Origin of the sequence: Bacillus cereus group sp. MYBK227-1 (assembly GCF_051916325.1) — a bacterium.
GTDB classification, from domain to species: Bacteria; Bacillota; Bacilli; order Bacillales; family Bacillaceae_G; genus Bacillus_A; species Bacillus_A cereus.
This window is the reverse complement of sequence record NZ_JBQAGK010000003.1, coordinates 457,664-472,909: the sequence shown is the minus strand read 5'-3', so window position 1 is coordinate 472,909 and position 15,246 is coordinate 457,664. Positions and strand designations below refer to the sequence as shown.

Here is a 15,246-nt window from a genome sequence, read left to right as displayed (position 1 = left end):
CATGCAGTTTTTCCTAATTGCTATTGTAACATTAAATCTAGAAAGGTTGAACATTTACAATGATATTTTCATGAAATGAAGACATTTCACTATAAATTGCAAGATTACTTTTCATTCTCCAATTGATAGATTGCTCCCACCATATCTTTAAAAATAGGTGTAACTTTATTCACTTTGCTATCAGTCTCTAGATCAACAACAACTAAAGCATATCTTGGATTCTCATACGGAAAATAACCTGCAAACCAGCGATTCACCCTCGTCCCTTTCCCCGTTTGCGCTGTCCCGGATTTTCCAGCGACACTTAGTGGCAACGAACGGAATGCCGTTCCTGTTCCTTTCTCCCTTGTTACAACGCCTCTTAATAACTCTTGTAATGTTTTCACTGTTTCATACGAAAGCTGTTTTCCATTTAACGTATGGCTCTCAAATGTAAAAAAATCCGCTCCATTTTTATATACTATTTTTTCAACAGCTTTCACTTCCATCTTTTCTCCATTCCTCGCAATCGTCGCCATCATATTGGCAATTGCTAGAGGTGATATACGTACATCTTTCTGTCCAATCGCTGTTTGTTCTACCGCTTTTTTATTACTTTTATTTTCTTCATTCCCCCAAATAGTAGTGCCTTTCTCTTCTGACATTTGCTCAAAATGAGGTGTATGAAATACAGAACCTTTCCATCCAACCTTTTCATTTGCTCCTAGAGCTGCTACGTATGTTTCTAACACCGTCCTATCCTTTTGTAATAGCTCGTTACCTAACTCGGAAAATGTCCTGTTACAGCTCCTAGCAAAGCTCTCTTTAAAGTTAAGCGTACCCATCCTAACTTGCGGGTCGTTTTCACCATATAAATCTTTATTACAGTTAAATGTCCGATTAAACAAATTTACTTTTTGATCAATGACTGCAGCTGCAACTACTGTTTTAAAAACCGAGCCTGGAAAATGTGGCGTTAACATTTGATTTTCAAGTGTAGTTTTATATAAATTCTCATCCCTTACTTGTAAAGACGGCTTACTAACCATCGCTAATATTTCATTTGTCTTTACATCAAGTAATACTAATCCCCCCTTCTTTATTTCGTTTGCTTCAATCACTTCTTCTGCTTTTTGCTGCAACTCTTTATGTAAAGTAGTTTGAATCCTAACTGGATAAAATGGATTTCCTGGTGAAGTGTATTTCGCTTGCTTTCCGAAAATTGGTTCTCCTTGCCGATCTACTTGATATAATACTTTTGCCTCTCCATCAGTCAATAGAAATTCATCAAATGATTGCTGTAATCCTGAAATACCTATCGGCGTTTGTTTTGAAATTTTTTTCAATTCTCCATATCGCTTTTGAAATTCCCTTTCGTTCTCCCCTACATCACCAATTAAATGACTTATCTCTCCAGTTTGTTTTAATCGCACTTCAGCTGCTACAATACCTAATACATGTAATTCATTTACCTTCTCCATCTGCTCTCGTGTCACTCGAAATGGAGCAGTTTCTCCTTGTAGGGTAAATGCTTTTTTGTTATTTTTCATTTGTCTTCTAATCTCTTGTCTCGACACACCAATGATATGCGCGATTTTCTCTAACATGTCATTTTTTATTTGTAAAAATGGAAAAATAATTAAAACAGGATATTTTTCCTCACCTATTTCTTTACCATTACGATCTATAAACTGCCCACGTCCATCGTCTACTGTAATGGATTGTGTGCGTTGCGTAACACTTTTTTCAATTAAATTTATTTTGCGATCAGTAAATGATTCTGTATCTATAATTTGAATTTGGATTAAACGACAAAGCAATAAAAACATAACGCTCATAAAACAAATTAAAACAATTGTAATTCTCCGTTTTATTTTCATAAAAAACACCTCGTCTATTGTAGTTTAGACGAGGTACTATTTTATTTATACAAGCTCCAAAACAAAAATAGATATTATATAAAGCTATTATTGTTTTTTTGGCTTCTCTAAAAATTTCGTAAGAAGCGATTTAAATTCAGTTTCATTCACTCCATTGTTTTTAGCAACTTCAATTACAGTAGTTGTTACATTAGCCGCTACTTTTAAATAGTCCTTACTGAAATTATCCATTTCATTTCTTTTTTCTTTTGCATTCTCAACTGTTACAGAATCAATACAAGTAATCATCTTATCTACAATATGTAAATAATTATTTTGTGCATCTATTATTTTTTGAACGTCATCTTTATTACTTACTTTCGATTGTTTTAAATATGTATATGCTTGATTCACTTCATCTTTTAAAATTTTATCATTATTTTTCGCCTGTTCTTGTAACATATTCTTCATATCATCTATTGTTTTTTGATCCATCGAATCTCGCAATAAATAATCTGGATTCCCAATCGCATAATCGTACTTAATCGTTACATCTTGAAATATTTTCATCACAATAGCTAATTGATACGCTACATCAAAATCATTGAATTCCTTTTTATCTTGTGGATTTGCTAAGGCTTTTGAACTCTCAGTTGCTTTTGAACTCTCAGTTGCTTTAATATCCTGTTTTTCTTCTTGCTTCACTTTTTCTCCCTTTGATGATGTAGTTTCCTCTTTCGTTCCGCAGGCAGCAAGTCCTAATATAGAGATACTACAAACCAATCCTGTAAAGATTTTATGTTTCATAATTAGCCCCTTTTCCCTTTTGAAACCTATATTCTCCAATTATGATATCAAAGTTTAAAATGTTTTTTTGACATTTTTTGTCGAATCACTCCCAGGTTTACACAATTTTTTCTATTCTACAGATAAAGTGAAACTTTAATTAGCCCTCACCAAGCGGGCGTTTACGAGCAGTCCGACGCCCACCTAACTTCTTTACTTCCGCTGAAGTTTGAGATAGTGGTCTTACTGCCTGGCAAATAGCGGGATAAAAAAAAAAGATTCTCCCGATAGGAGAATCTTTTTTTTTATTTTACAGAGACAATCTCTACTTGCATTTCTCCGCCTGGTGTTTGGATTGTTACTTTCTCACCAATTTGCTTACCTAATAAGCTTTTTGCGATTGGAGAATCGTTAGAAATTCTTCCTTCAAATGGGTCAGCTTCCGCGCTACCTACGATTGTGTACGCTTCTTCATCTCCATTTGGTAATTCTTTAAATGTTACTGTTTTACCTAATGTAACAACAGTTGATACTTCGCCATTATCTTTAATGATAACTGCGTTACGAATCATATTTTCTAATTGTGTAATACGTCCTTCTACGAACGCTTGCTCATCTTTCGCTGCATCGTACTCAGAGTTCTCAGAAAGGTCCCCGAAGCTACGTGCGATTTTAATACGTTCTACTACTTCTTTACGTCTTACTGTTTTTAATTGCTCAAGTTCGTTCTCTAGTTTTTGCTTACCCTCTTGCGTCATAGGGTATGTTTTTTCTGTTGACATATTTTCCACTCCTTTTATATACCAATCCCCCGAAAAAAAGAGGAGTTCCATATGAAAACTCCTCCGCTTCCATTGTTAGCGGAGGTTTCTAGTACCCTTGCACTAGCGGAGTTGTCACATACAACCCCGTATTTCCAATTCTTCTTTATATAAAGAAGATATGTATGGAAAGTTGATATAAATATGCCCTCACCTATATATAGATGAGGTTGCATGTTTCATTGTATTCGATAGGAAGGGAAAAAATCCCTTCCTACCGTATATCTTTTACTATGCTATTACAAATTTACTTTTTGTTCAAGAATTGTTGCAATTTTTGTCACCATAATATCAATTGCAACGTGGTTTTGTCCACCTTCAGGGATAATAATATCCGCAAATTTCTTAGAAGGCTCAATAAATTGATTGTGCATTGGACGTACAACATTTACGTACTGATCAATAACTGAATCCATCGTACGACCGCGCTCTTTAATATCACGCTGCATGCGGCGCAGAATACGAAGGTCAGCATCCGTATCAACGAATAATTTAATGTCCATTAACTCGCAAAGACGTGGGTCTTCTAAAATAAGAATTCCTTCTAAAATAATTACATCTTTCGGCTCAACTGGAATAATTTCTTCTGAACGCGTATGCAATGTATAGTCATATACAGGCTTATCAATTTGCTCATATGCAAGCAACTGCTGCAAATGTTCAATTAACAGATCATTATCAAACGCAAGCGGATGATCATAATTTGTTTTTAAACGCTCTTCCATTGGTAAATGGCTTTGATCTTTGTAATAATAATCTTGCTCTAAGATTAAAATAGAATGACCTTTAAAATGGTCAAAAATCGCTTTCGTTACACTCGTTTTACCTGATCCCGAACCACCAGCAATTCCAATTACAACAGGCTTATTCGTCCCCATTCGACTATCACTCTTTCTTATTGAAGTATGCTTTTGCGCATCATATTATTCACATACACTCGTTGATCCACTTTGAATTTCACGATTTGCAACGGATGTCTCGCTGCATCTAATTCGTTTCCATCCTCATCCCAAATTTTCTCCACCGTTTGCGTAAAGTTTTCTATTTCTGGTCCAAAGAACTCCACTTCATGTCCTGGTTTGAAATGATTACGTTGCTCAATCGTTACGATGCCCGTTTCTTCATTATAATCTAACACTAAACCAGCAAAATCATACGTTGTTTTCTTACTATGATTTCCAAACATTTGCTCTTGATGTCCTGGAACCCCTTCAAAGAATGCAGGAGCTGTATCACGATTTGCACATTTATCAAGCTCATCTAACCATTCTTGTTTAAACTCAAAGTTATCTGGATCCGCACAATAAGCATCAATTACTTTACGATATACAGTTGCTACAGTCGCTACGTAATGGATTGATTTCATACGTCCTTCTACCTTTAAGCTATCGATTCCGATTTCAATCATTTTCGGAATTGATAAAATTAAATTTAAATCTTTTGGACTCATCGCAAAGTGAGCATCTCCTTCTTGGAATAGAGGAAGCTCTTTTGCATCTTTATGTTGTGATACTGTTTGAACTAAATCATAATCCCAGCGGCAAGATTGGCAACAACCACCACGATTAGAATCACGCGCTGTCATATGGTTACTTAATGTGCATCTTCCTGAATATGCGATACACATTGCACCATGTACGAATGCTTCAATTTCAATATCCACTTTTTCTTTAATTTCTTTCATTTCTTCATAGCTTGCTTCACGAGCTAATACAAGACGATGTAAACCTTCTTCTTTCCAATACTGTGCTGCTTTCCAGTTGGATAGTGATTGCTGTGTGCTTAAATGCACCTCAACAGAAGGCGCTACGCGTTTACAAGTCTCAATGATAAGCGGATCAGCAACGATAATTCCCGTTACGCCAGCTTTTTCAATCCCTTTTAAATATTCCTCTAGCCCGTCCATATTTTCATTATGTGCAAAGATATTTGTTGTTACGTATATTTTTGCTCCATACTTCTTTGCAAACTCAACGCCTTCTGCCATTTCTTCTAGCGTAAAGTTACCTGCATTCGAACGAAGACCAAATTCTTGTCCACCTAAATATACAGCATCTGCCCCGTAATGGATAGCTACTTTTAATTTTTCTAAGTTACCCGCAGGGATTAACAGTTCAGGTTTCTTCACAATAACACGTTTGCCATCGATCACTCGTGAAATTTCTTGTACAGTCATTTCCTACACCCTCCTCGTTTAGTAAACCGTTTCTTTAAAGAAGAATCCTGTATCTAACGGACGATTTACTGGTTGCATTTCTTCTATTTCTTTATATAGATCATCTTTCACGTCATAATATGCATCACGATCTTCTACGCATAAATCAATCGCTTGACGATATTTCTTCGTTACTTCAATAATGTATTCAGAGCTTTTTAGTACACCGTCGATTTTTAAGCTATCAACTTCAGCTTCGATTAGTTCCTCTAATTCATCGATGAAACAAATATCGTTCGGACTCATAATGTGAGTACCATTTTCATCTTCATAAATTGGATATTTATTGTTACGCTCTGGGTCATATAAGAACATATTCTCTTCATATTTTTTCTTTTCAATGTCAAGATTACGTCCTTGATACTCAAAGTAGTTTCCTACTAATGAACGCTTCGATTGGAACATACAAGTCATACCGTGAATTTGTACTTCTAGTTCCACTTCAGCATTTTCTTTTAAATCAACAATTTCATCTAAGCTCAGCTCACGAGCTAATACAGCGCGCTTCGCTCCTCTTTGTCCCCAGTAGTTACAAGTGAACCAGTTTGTTGCTGTCGTTTCTGTATTCCAGTGCAACTGCATATTTGGTGCTACTTCGCGAACAGCCATTAATACCGCTGGATCTCCGAAAACAATTGCATCTACATTTACTTCGTTTAAAAATGAAACGTAATCTGTTAATTCTTCTACTTTATCGTTGTGGAACATAGCGTTCATGGCTACGTATACTTTCACACCATTTTCATGTGCAATCTTCACAGTTTGTTTTACATCTTCACGTGAAAACTCCCCTGCTAAACGTAAACCAAACTTTTGCTCACCGATCATTACCGCATCTGCTCCTGCTTTCGCAAGAGGTTCGATATCCGCCACCGCTCTTGGCGTTACTAACAATTCAGGTTTCTTCATACCTTGGTCACCCTCTCTTTTTACTAACAGCTACTCCATCACCAATTGGGAAAATCGTTGTATCATATCCTTCATGATTCATAAGCCACTCATTGTACGTCTTAATACGACGGATTAAACCACGTGTACGTCTGTTTTCAATTTTCTCTTTTGTCGTTACAAGACCGTGGTACATAACATTATCTGAAATAATTACTCCACCAGGATTTAATAACGGTTCATATAAGTCAAAAAAGCGACGATACTGTCCTTTTGCTGCATCAATAAAAATAACGTCAAATGTCCCGTGTTCTTTTACTTGTTCACCTGTCTCTAACGCATCACCGTAAATAACTGAAATACGATCTGTTACTGGGGAACGTTCTATATATTCAAGTGCTTTTTCATATCTCTCACGATTGCGCTCAACTGTCACAATACGTGAATTTGGAATAGCTTGCATCATACGAATACTAGAATAACCGATTGCTGTTCCAAGTTCTAAAATGCTTTTCGGTCCAATTAAACGTAAAAATTGCAGCATAAATTCCATTCCAAGTCGATCCATAATTGGCACATGATTTTCTGTTGCATATTCTTCCATTTCAAGAATTAATTTATCTTTCGGATCAATAAATGATAATAGGTACTCGTTAACTGCATCCTCCATAAATGGTCCTCCTTATTTACATGGAGAAGTGCCTCTATGACGTCTTTTCACACATAGAATGCAATAAAAATACAAGCCAGCTTTACCCTTAGCTTGTACGTCCCGTTTTGATATTAAAAACGATTCTTCTGCCAGTTTTTAACCCGATATATTTTACCACAAAAAAGAGGGATGTGCGACTTTTTTCGCTATCCCTCCCCATTTCACTGTTTTTTCGTAATGTATTTTTGCTTTAATGCATTATGCTCTTCTAATGTTTTCGCATAATACACTTCACCACTTGGTGCAGCTAAGAAATAATAATAATCTGTTTGCGCAGGTTCTAACGCAGCTTCCACTGAATGTTTACCAGAGTTTGCGATCGGCCCTACCGGCAACCCTTTTACAACATACGTATTATACGGTGAGTTGACCTTTAAATCTTCGTATAATACACGTTGTTTATGCTTTCCAAGTGCATATAATACCGTTGGATCCGTTTGAAGTGGCATACCTTTTGTTAAACGATTATAAAAGACACTAGAGATCTTTTGACGATCTGTAAAACCAGTTGCCTCTTCTTCAATAAGTGAAGATAATGTTAAAAGCTGATGAACATCCCAATTCTTCGCTTTCATTTTCGCCTCATTTTGAACAATGATTGCATTTGTTTTCTCAAGCATTGGAATTACAATTGCTTCTAACGTCGTATCTTTCTTATAAAACGAATACGTTGCAGGATATAAATAACCTTCTAATGGGTATTTAATATTACTATCAAAGATTTTATCTGTTAATAACTTCGGATACTTTTGCTGCATTTTTTGAATAAATGCTTTATCGTTTAATTGACGCGTAACATCATCTTTATTCCACTTTAGTTCTGTCGCAATCGTTTCTGCAATTTCAGTTACTTGCGCCCCTTCTTTAATCGTCACTTTATAAAGAGCTGGACGATGCACGTTGCCAGATGACATTTGTTCGATCACATCTTCAGCATTCATTGAAGGATTTAATAAATATGTACCTGCTTGTAAACTTTTCGATTTAGCCTTTGTATAAAAACTAAAAACTGTACCGTTTTTTACAGCGCCTTTTTCTTCTAAAATTTCTCCAATTTTACTTGTAGATGATCCTTTCGGAATTTCTACTTCAATCTCTTTTTTATTCCCGCTATCAACTGGTCCTAATGCAGATGAAATATACGCATAGACTGAACCACAAACTAAAAGCAATGCAATAATCGAAAATAAAAAGATGCGTCTACGCTTCTTTTTCACTTGATTCTCTATCAAAACATTTCCTCCTTACTTAATTGTAGACCGTATGTACACCTTTCTATACAGCACGATGTAAAAACGCAACAAATTCACTTATCTTTTTTAATTGACACTTTATTTTTCTACAATCCGTCTCATTATACTACAAAGACTTACACAGTTTCGACAAAAAATCTTTCATTTTACATATAAATACAAAAAAAGATGGACTGTATGTCGTCCATCTTTTCAGTACTTATTATTCAGCTTCTTGCTCATCAGCTAGAGTGTTGAACATTTCTTGTACCATTTCCCACTCTTCTTCAGATTCGATTGGAAGTAAAGTTCCGCCCTCTTCCTCATTTTGCTCATAAGCCATTGCATCATAAATTTGGTCTCCATCTTCGTCTACTTCACCGATTGGAGAGAAGACTACGTATGATTTTTTACCAAATTTTTCAGCGTCAAAAGTGAAAATAATTTCACATAAATGTTCGTTACCTTTTTCGTCTACAATTGTAATTTGATTTTCTTCCATTTTGGTCACCTCTTATTTACTATCTAAAAATCCTTGTAAGATTACGACTGCAGCCATCTTATCAATTACTTGCTTTCGCTTCTTACGGCTTACATCGGCTGAAATGAGTAGACGTTCCGCTGCCATTGTTGACAAACGCTCGTCCCACATTACAACGTCTAATTGTAACAGCTCCCGTAGGTTTTCTGCAAATTGTTGGCACGCTTCACCACGTGGGCCAATTGTACCATTCATATTTTTAGGTAAACCTACTACTATTTTGTCCACATTGTACTGCTTTACTAACTCACAAATACGATCAAAACCAAAGTGACCTCGTTCTTCGTTAATCTTAATTGTTTCTAATCCTTGTGCTGTCCAGCCCATCTCGTCGCTAATTGCAACTCCGACTGTTTTTGTACCTACATCTAAACCTAATATCCGCATAAACTACTCCTCACGATGATGTTTCAAGTAAGACTTCACAAGCTCTTCAATTAACTCATCACGTTCAAGCTTGCGAATGATGCTACGTGCATCTTTATGGCGAGGTATGTATGCTGGGTCTCCACTTAATAAATAACCGACGATTTGGTTAATCGGATTATAGCCTTTTTCTTGAAGTGCATCATACACAGTTAAAAGTACATCATTTACATGGACACTCTGTTTTTCATCTTGAATGCTAAACTTCATTGTTTTATCAAAACCGTCCATTTCAAGCACCTCACTTATATAGTAAGTATAGGGAGAAGAACTTCTCCTCTCCCTACCATTGTACACTACTATCTCTTTATTTTGAAACAGATTTAACGTACTCTTGTACAAATGCTAAAGCTTCTTCGACTTGAGCTGGGTTTTTACCGCCTGCTTGTGCCATATCAGGACGGCCACCACCGCCACCGCCGCAACGAGAAGCTACTTCTTTCACAAGTTTACCAGCATGGTAACCTTGGCTAATTAAGTCTTTCGTTACACCTGCTAGGATGTTTACTTTATCGTCATTAACAGACGCTAATACAACAACTGCTGATTCTAATTTATTTTTCAGATCATCCATCATCGTACGTAAGTTGTTCATATCTGCAACATTTACTTTCGCTGCTAATACATTCACACCATCAACTGTCATTACAGAATCAGTTAAGTTTCCAGCTTCGATATTGCTTAATTTCGCAGCAAGAGATTCATTTTCTTTTTGCAGTTGTTTCACTTCAGCAAATAGACCATCAACTCTTGTTAAAATATCTTTCGGATTTGTTTTCATTTTTCCTGCTGCTTCTTTTAATAAACCTACTTGATCGTTCATTAATTCGTATGCAGACTTACCAGTTACTGCTTCAATACGACGAGTTCCTGCACCAATACCAGACTCAGCAACGATTTTGAAAATACCGATAGAAGCTGTATTATCAACGTGACAACCACCACAAAGCTCTAAGCTGTAATCGCCAACTTGTACAACGCGTACAACATCTCCGTATTTTTCACCGAATAATGCCATTGCGCCCATTTCTTTCGCTTCTTCGATTGCTTTTTGAGAAATCTCAACATCAATACTTTCCCAAATTTTTTCGTTTACCATACGCTCAATTTTTTCTAATTCGTCAGCTTGTACTTGACCGAAATGAGAGAAGTCAAAACGTAGACGTTCAGAAGTTACAAGAGAACCTGCTTGGTTAACGTGTGTTCCAAGTACGTCTTTTAATGCTTGGTGTAGTAAGTGAGTTGCTGTATGATTTTTTACAACGCTACTACGGTTTTTCGTATCGATAATAGCTTTTACAGCCGCACTTTTCGTTAATGTACCTTCTTCAACAACAACTTTATGCAAGTTTTGGCCGTTTGGTGCTTTTTGTACGTCTTTTACAAGAACTTTCACACCATCTGCAAGAAGGTAACCACGGTCTGCAATTTGTCCACCACTCTCAGCATAGAATGGTGTTACATCAAGAATTAACTGTCCTTCTTCACCAGCTTGTAAGCTGTCTGTGTATTCGCCGTTTTTCACAAGTGCAACAACGTTACTTTCTGTTGCAACTGTACCGTAACCAACGAATTCGCTCGCTACTTTAATTTCTCCAAGGACACCACCTTGAACTTGCATAGAATCAACGTCTTGACGAGCAGCACGTGCACGCTCACGTTGTTTTTCCATTTCATTTTCAAAGCCTTCATGATCAACTGTCATGCCAGCTTCTTCTGCATATTCTTCTGTTAATTCAATTGGGAAACCGTATGTGTCATATAGACGGAACGCATCTACTCCAGAAATAACAGTTGTTTTTTCTTCTTTTGCTTTTGCAATTACTTCAGCTAAAATCGCTTCACCATCATGAAGTGTTTCATGGAAACGCTCTTCTTCGTTCTTCACAACTTTCGCAATGAAATCTTTCTTTTCAAGTACTTCTGGATAGAAGTCTTTCATTACTTCTCCAACAACCGGTACTAATTCAAACATAAATGGACGGTTGATGTTTAATTTCTTCGAATAACGAACAGCGCGGCGTAATAAACGACGTAATACATAACCACGGCCTTCGTTAGATGGAAGAGCACCGTCACCAACAGCGAATGTTACTGTACGGATATGGTCAGCAATTACTTTGAATGCCATATCTTTTTCTAAATCGCCATTACGATATTTTTCACCAGAAATTGTTTCTGTTGCACCAATCATCGGCATGAATAGGTCTGTATCAAAGTTCGTAGGTACATCTTGAACGATAGATGTCATACGCTCTAGACCCATCCCTGTATCAATGTTTTTCTTAGGAAGTGGTGTATATGAACCGTCTGGATTATGGTTAAATTGAGAGAATACAAGGTTCCATACTTCTAAGTAACGCTCGTTTTCTCCGCCTGGATATAATTCTGGGTCACTAAAGTCATTACCGTAAGCTTCTCCGCGGTCATAGAAAATCTCTGTATTCGGTCCACTTGGCCCTTCACCGATATCCCAGAAGTTTTCTTCTAAGCGGATAATACGCTCTTTTGGAACGCCCATTTTCTCATTCCAAATTGTGAATGCTTCTTCATCTTCTGGATGGATTGTAACTGATAGTAATTCTTTATCGAATCCGATCCATTTGTCGCTCGTTAAGAATTCCCAAGCCCATGTAATTGCTTCTTCTTTGAAGTAATCACCAATTGAGAAGTTTCCTAACATTTCAAAGAATGTATGGTGACGAGCTGTTTTCCCTACGTTTTCAATATCGTTTGTACGAATTGATTTTTGAGCATTTGTAATACGTGGATTTTGTGGGATTACACGTCCATCAAAATATTTTTTTAATGTAGCTACACCACTATTAATCCATAGAAGAGATGGATCTTCATGTGGAACTAGTGATGCACTAGGTTCTACTGCATGTCCTTTTTCTTGGAAAAAGTCTAAAAACATTTGACGAATTTGTGCGCCTGTTAGTTGTTTCATTGTATTTTCCTCCTTAAATATAAAAAACTCCCGTCCCTATAAAAGGGACGAGAGTTAACTCGCGATACCACCCTAATTATGAATTGATTACAATAACAATCAATTCATCACCTCATGGTGCCGTAACGTGGCAAGACGGCAGTGATTAGCTGCTCTCAGGATTAGCTTTCTGTTACCCTTCATTTAAAGCTTCTTTCAGCCATATGGAAGCTTCTCTCTATAAATGGACTGTAACGTACTTGTTCCGTCATTGATTTAATGTATTATATGACTAAATATAATAGAATTCTCTTAAGTTTGTCAATGTAGATAATCATTTATATTGTATTAATTGCTTATTAATCATAGGTATTCTACTATTCATTCTTAACAGCCTTTTCATATATTATGCGTTTATTAACAAATCGGAATCTCCTTATAAGAATGATTTATAAAAATTTCTAAATATTACTTTTTTTGCTATAATTAAATTATTGTTAATAAAATAAAGGAGCGATCACAATGACAACCTTACTTAGCAAAGCTAAAAACATATTAGCGACTGACGAAACGATATTATTTTACGCAGCATGTTCATTAGACATATTTATTTATCGTTCCGTCGCAAGGCCAGGATTGCTAATTTTAACGAACAAAAGACTATTCTTTTATGGGCCAGATGTAAGTAAGAATCCAATATTTGAAGAGTACTCTTTCGCAAAAATTTCTAATCTAAAAGAACAAAAGCGTCTTTTCAACAATCAAATTATATTTATGTATGATAACGAATGGAAAAAAATAAAACATATTCAAACAAATGATGTGAGCTCCCTCATTCAAAAAATACACGAGCAACTTTCTAAATAAATATATGATTAGCCCTCTATTTCTTACATAGAGGGCTTCTATACTTACACATCTTCTTTTTTCAAGAGCGGTCTCACATGAACAATGACAGTGCGAATAACTGCTAAAATCGGAACCGATATTAGCAATCCTACAATCCCAGCTACCTCTCCCCCAACTAGTAAGGCAAGCATAATAATAACGGGATGCATACGAAGTGACTTACCAACGATGTAAGGCGATAAAATGTTACTCTCCACAAATTGCAAAATCGCAATCGTGATCCCCGCCTTAATAAGTAAACTCGTTGATACTGTTGCTGCAATCATTAACGTCGGGATCGCTCCTAAAATAGGACCGAAGTATGGGATTATATCCGTTACCCCAATAATAATGCCAAGCAATAATGGATATTTCATACCGATAAACCAAAAAGAAAGAGCTGATACTCCCCCTAATACTAAACAAACAAATAACTGTCCTCGAATATAGCTTCCAAGTGACTTATCAATTTCTTTCGCAAGCATTTGCCCCGTACCTCGCCATTTACTTGGGACTAGTTTCCAAAAGATATGATAAAACTCACCATAATCTTTTAATATGTAAAATACAATGAACGGTATTAAGAAAATAATGAGCAATGAATCGAGTACACCACGAGCTGTACTCATCACTTTATTTAAAAGCGCTTGAATCTTCGTTTCCACACCCACAAAAAGTTGTTTCACCTTTTCATGAATGAACGAAGGGAAATTCGCTGTTTGTTCTGTAACGCCATCCATCCACGAATCGTACATCTTTGTAAACTGGGGAAATTGTTCATTAATCTCTTGTAACTGTTTAATAACGACTGGTGTTCCTTTATAAATCCCATAACCAATTCCACCAAAGAAAAGGATATAAATGAGCAAAATGGCAAGTGTACGGGGCATCCCTTCCTTATGAATTTTTTCAATTAAAGGGTGCAATAAATACGCAATAAAACACGCGATAAGAAACGGCGTGATTGCTACTTTAAATACAAAAATAATCGGTGCCCATAGCGGCTTAATTTTTAAAAAGACGAGCAGACAAAGAAAAACAAGTAACAATAATCCTAAACGATATATCCAAATGATTTTAAGATTCTTCACATGAAAAACCTCCTCCACCTTTATTTTGAAAATAAATGGGGTAGGTTATGTGCGAAACTTTTAAAATCTTTTCATACGGACCATACTGTTTTTTAAAGACGTACATATAAATAACATAACAAGGACAACCACCCCTGAGAATACAGCATGAATTAATATAATCAGGAGGGCTAATTATGGTTTTGTTTATGCTTGGATTATCAGCACTTTTTATGATTCTTGAATGGATTTGTATCGGGTTCGGTATTTGGAAGGGGTTCTTTATTCATTCCTCACGTAAAGAAAAAGCGAAGCAATTATGGCAGTATGGAATACTTGGCGTTGGCTGCTACGGTCTATCTTATCTTTTCTCAGAGATCGGACTTTTTTATTTGCATATGGGTGCATAAAAAAACTCCCTTGTCTACAAGGGAGTTTTTCAATTTATCGAAATGATTATAAGTAAGACTTAATCATCTTACGTGCTTTTTTCATATTGCGTTTTGAAAATACATCTTGTTTACGAGCATATTGATATGCTGCAGCTCCAACACCTAATGCGATTAATGAATTGCGTAGATTCAAAGTAAATCCCCCTTTTCGTTATCCGATCGTTCTTTCATTCTCATCAAATAAATCATCAAGAGAGCTTAATGAACCGTCTTCCTCAACTTGATGTGTATGGATTTTCCCCTTTGAAACCGATAATTCGATATAACAATTCCAGCAATAAAATTGGTTGACACCTATTTTTCCAATGTCTTTCCCTTTGCAATTTGGACAAATGAACATATGGCTTTCATCTCCTTACAGTCTCCCAGATTCTATTCGCCATTATGTCCAAACTGCATTCATTTATACATTACTGGAGCCTTTCAACGCTATGCGTTTGAAAGTTTC

17 protein-coding genes and 1 other annotated feature are annotated in these 15,246 nt (G+C 36.2%); of the genes, 2 read left to right on the top strand and 15 right to left on the bottom strand.

What is annotated here, in order from left to right:
• Positions 1 to 104: 104 nt before the first annotated feature.
• From ACTFRM_RS15685 to alaS, 12 genes are all read right to left on the bottom strand, one after another.
• Positions 105 to 1,859 carry a peptidoglycan D,D-transpeptidase FtsI family protein gene (locus ACTFRM_RS15685; protein WP_322372377.1) on the bottom strand — a complete coding sequence of 585 codons (1,755 nt, stop codon included), beginning with the start codon at positions 1,857 to 1,859 and terminating at the stop codon, positions 105 to 107.
• Between the two features lie 87 nt (positions 1,860 to 1,946).
• Positions 1,947 to 2,645 (bottom strand): hypothetical protein, encoded by a 699-nt coding sequence (locus ACTFRM_RS15680; protein WP_322372376.1) that lies wholly within the window; start codon positions 2,643 to 2,645, stop codon positions 1,947 to 1,949.
• Between the two features lie 284 nt (positions 2,646 to 2,929).
• On the bottom strand, positions 2,930 to 3,406 hold the full coding sequence (gene greA, locus ACTFRM_RS15675) for a transcription elongation factor GreA (RefSeq protein ID WP_014894880.1): 477 nt from the start codon (positions 3,404 to 3,406) through the stop codon (positions 2,930 to 2,932).
• 278 nt (positions 3,407 to 3,684) lie between these two features.
• A complete protein-coding gene (udk, locus tag ACTFRM_RS15670) occupies positions 3,685 to 4,323 on the bottom strand; it encodes a uridine kinase (RefSeq protein ID WP_000537078.1) in 639 nt (212 codons plus the stop codon).
• Between the two features lie 17 nt (positions 4,324 to 4,340).
• Positions 4,341 to 5,621 carry a peptidase U32 family protein gene (locus ACTFRM_RS15665; protein ID WP_000217974.1) on the bottom strand — a complete coding sequence of 427 codons (1,281 nt, stop codon included), beginning with the start codon at positions 5,619 to 5,621 and terminating at the stop codon, positions 4,341 to 4,343.
• Between the two features lie 18 nt (positions 5,622 to 5,639).
• Positions 5,640 to 6,569, bottom strand: a complete 930-nt coding sequence (locus ACTFRM_RS15660) for a peptidase U32 family protein (protein ID WP_000742801.1) — start codon at positions 6,567 to 6,569, stop codon at positions 5,640 to 5,642.
• Between the two features lie 7 nt (positions 6,570 to 6,576).
• Positions 6,577 to 7,218, bottom strand: a complete 642-nt coding sequence (locus ACTFRM_RS15655; RefSeq protein ID WP_000389102.1) for an O-methyltransferase — start codon at positions 7,216 to 7,218, stop codon at positions 6,577 to 6,579.
• A 203-nt stretch (positions 7,219 to 7,421) separates the two neighbouring features.
• Positions 7,422 to 8,492: an endolytic transglycosylase MltG gene (gene mltG / locus ACTFRM_RS15650; protein WP_000572134.1), complete on the bottom strand. Its 1,071-nt coding sequence runs from the start codon at positions 8,490 to 8,492 to the stop codon at positions 7,422 to 7,424.
• A gap of 223 nt (positions 8,493 to 8,715) precedes the next feature.
• Complete coding sequence (locus tag ACTFRM_RS15645) at positions 8,716 to 8,994, bottom strand: DUF1292 domain-containing protein (RefSeq protein WP_000392247.1); 279 nt, start codon at positions 8,992 to 8,994, stop codon at positions 8,716 to 8,718.
• 12 nt (positions 8,995 to 9,006) lie between these two features.
• Positions 9,007 to 9,420, bottom strand: a complete 414-nt coding sequence (ruvX, locus tag ACTFRM_RS15640; protein WP_243341038.1) for a Holliday junction resolvase RuvX — start codon at positions 9,418 to 9,420, stop codon at positions 9,007 to 9,009.
• Between the two features lie 3 nt (positions 9,421 to 9,423).
• Positions 9,424 to 9,690 (bottom strand): IreB family regulatory phosphoprotein, encoded by a 267-nt coding sequence (locus ACTFRM_RS15635; protein WP_000348590.1) that lies wholly within the window; start codon positions 9,688 to 9,690, stop codon positions 9,424 to 9,426.
• Positions 9,691 to 9,766: 76 nt separating this feature from the next.
• A complete protein-coding gene (gene alaS / locus ACTFRM_RS15630; RefSeq protein ID WP_440043448.1) occupies positions 9,767 to 12,409 on the bottom strand; it encodes an alanine--tRNA ligase in 2,643 nt (880 codons plus the stop codon).
• A 40-nt stretch (positions 12,410 to 12,449) separates the two neighbouring features.
• Positions 12,450 to 12,669: a binding site (T-box leader), on the bottom strand.
• Positions 12,670 to 12,910: 241 nt separating this feature from the next.
• On the opposite strand from alaS, the gene ACTFRM_RS15625 reads away from it, so the two are divergent.
• A complete protein-coding gene (locus ACTFRM_RS15625; protein ID WP_000209577.1) occupies positions 12,911 to 13,255 on the top strand; it encodes a PH domain-containing protein in 345 nt (114 codons plus the stop codon).
• 44 nt (positions 13,256 to 13,299) lie between these two features.
• On the opposite strand, the gene ACTFRM_RS15620 is transcribed toward ACTFRM_RS15625, so the two are convergent.
• Positions 13,300 to 14,367 carry an AI-2E family transporter gene (locus ACTFRM_RS15620; RefSeq protein WP_000793128.1) on the bottom strand — a complete coding sequence of 356 codons (1,068 nt, stop codon included), beginning with the start codon at positions 14,365 to 14,367 and terminating at the stop codon, positions 13,300 to 13,302.
• A gap of 176 nt (positions 14,368 to 14,543) precedes the next feature.
• On the opposite strand from ACTFRM_RS15620, the gene ACTFRM_RS15615 reads away from it, so the two are divergent.
• The gene (locus ACTFRM_RS15615; RefSeq protein ID WP_000242535.1) at positions 14,544 to 14,756 is read left to right on the top strand and encodes a hypothetical protein; all 213 of its coding nucleotides are present in this window, start codon (positions 14,544 to 14,546) and stop codon (positions 14,754 to 14,756) included.
• Between the two features lie 46 nt (positions 14,757 to 14,802).
• On the opposite strand, the gene ACTFRM_RS15610 is transcribed toward ACTFRM_RS15615, so the two are convergent.
• Both ACTFRM_RS15610 and ACTFRM_RS15605 read right to left on the bottom strand, forming a co-directional pair.
• Entirely contained in the window at positions 14,803 to 14,931 is a 129-nt protein-coding gene (locus ACTFRM_RS15610) for a YrzQ family protein (RefSeq protein WP_001053553.1), read from the bottom strand.
• A gap of 18 nt (positions 14,932 to 14,949) precedes the next feature.
• On the bottom strand, positions 14,950 to 15,138 hold the full coding sequence (locus ACTFRM_RS15605; RefSeq protein ID WP_000469281.1) for a hypothetical protein: 189 nt from the start codon (positions 15,136 to 15,138) through the stop codon (positions 14,950 to 14,952).
• Positions 15,139 to 15,246: the final 108 nt, after the last annotated feature.

What these genes read in the sequence shown, in the direction of transcription:
- ACTFRM_RS15625 (WP_000209577.1), top strand. Translation starts at nt 12,911, where the DNA reads ATGACAACCTTACTTAGCAAAGCTAAAAACATATTAGCGACTGACGAA.
- ACTFRM_RS15660 (WP_000742801.1), bottom strand. Translation starts at nt 6,569, where the DNA reads ATGAAGAAACCTGAATTGTTAGTAACGCCAAGAGCGGTGGCGGATATC.
- ACTFRM_RS15615 (WP_000242535.1), top strand. Translation starts at nt 14,544, where the DNA reads ATGGTTTTGTTTATGCTTGGATTATCAGCACTTTTTATGATTCTTGAA.
- greA (WP_014894880.1), bottom strand. Translation starts at nt 3,406, where the DNA reads ATGTCAACAGAAAAAACATACCCTATGACGCAAGAGGGTAAGCAAAAA.
- ruvX (WP_243341038.1), bottom strand. Translation starts at nt 9,420, where the DNA reads ATGCGGATATTAGGTTTAGATGTAGGTACAAAAACAGTCGGAGTTGCA.
- ACTFRM_RS15665 (WP_000217974.1), bottom strand. Translation starts at nt 5,621, where the DNA reads ATGACTGTACAAGAAATTTCACGAGTGATCGATGGCAAACGTGTTATT.
- ACTFRM_RS15605 (WP_000469281.1), bottom strand. Translation starts at nt 15,138, where the DNA reads ATGTTCATTTGTCCAAATTGCAAAGGGAAAGACATTGGAAAAATAGGT.
- ACTFRM_RS15635 (WP_000348590.1), bottom strand. Translation starts at nt 9,690, where the DNA reads ATGGACGGTTTTGATAAAACAATGAAGTTTAGCATTCAAGATGAAAAA.
- ACTFRM_RS15680 (WP_322372376.1), bottom strand. Translation starts at nt 2,645, where the DNA reads ATGAAACATAAAATCTTTACAGGATTGGTTTGTAGTATCTCTATATTA.
- ACTFRM_RS15645 (WP_000392247.1), bottom strand. Translation starts at nt 8,994, where the DNA reads ATGGAAGAAAATCAAATTACAATTGTAGACGAAAAAGGTAACGAACAT.
- alaS (WP_440043448.1), bottom strand. Translation starts at nt 12,409, where the DNA reads ATGAAACAACTAACAGGCGCACAAATTCGTCAAATGTTTTTAGACTTT.
- ACTFRM_RS15685 (WP_322372377.1), bottom strand. Translation starts at nt 1,859, where the DNA reads ATGAAAATAAAACGGAGAATTACAATTGTTTTAATTTGTTTTATGAGC.
- udk (WP_000537078.1), bottom strand. Translation starts at nt 4,323, where the DNA reads ATGGGGACGAATAAGCCTGTTGTAATTGGAATTGCTGGTGGTTCGGGA.
- ACTFRM_RS15655 (WP_000389102.1), bottom strand. Translation starts at nt 7,218, where the DNA reads ATGGAGGATGCAGTTAACGAGTACCTATTATCATTTATTGATCCGAAA.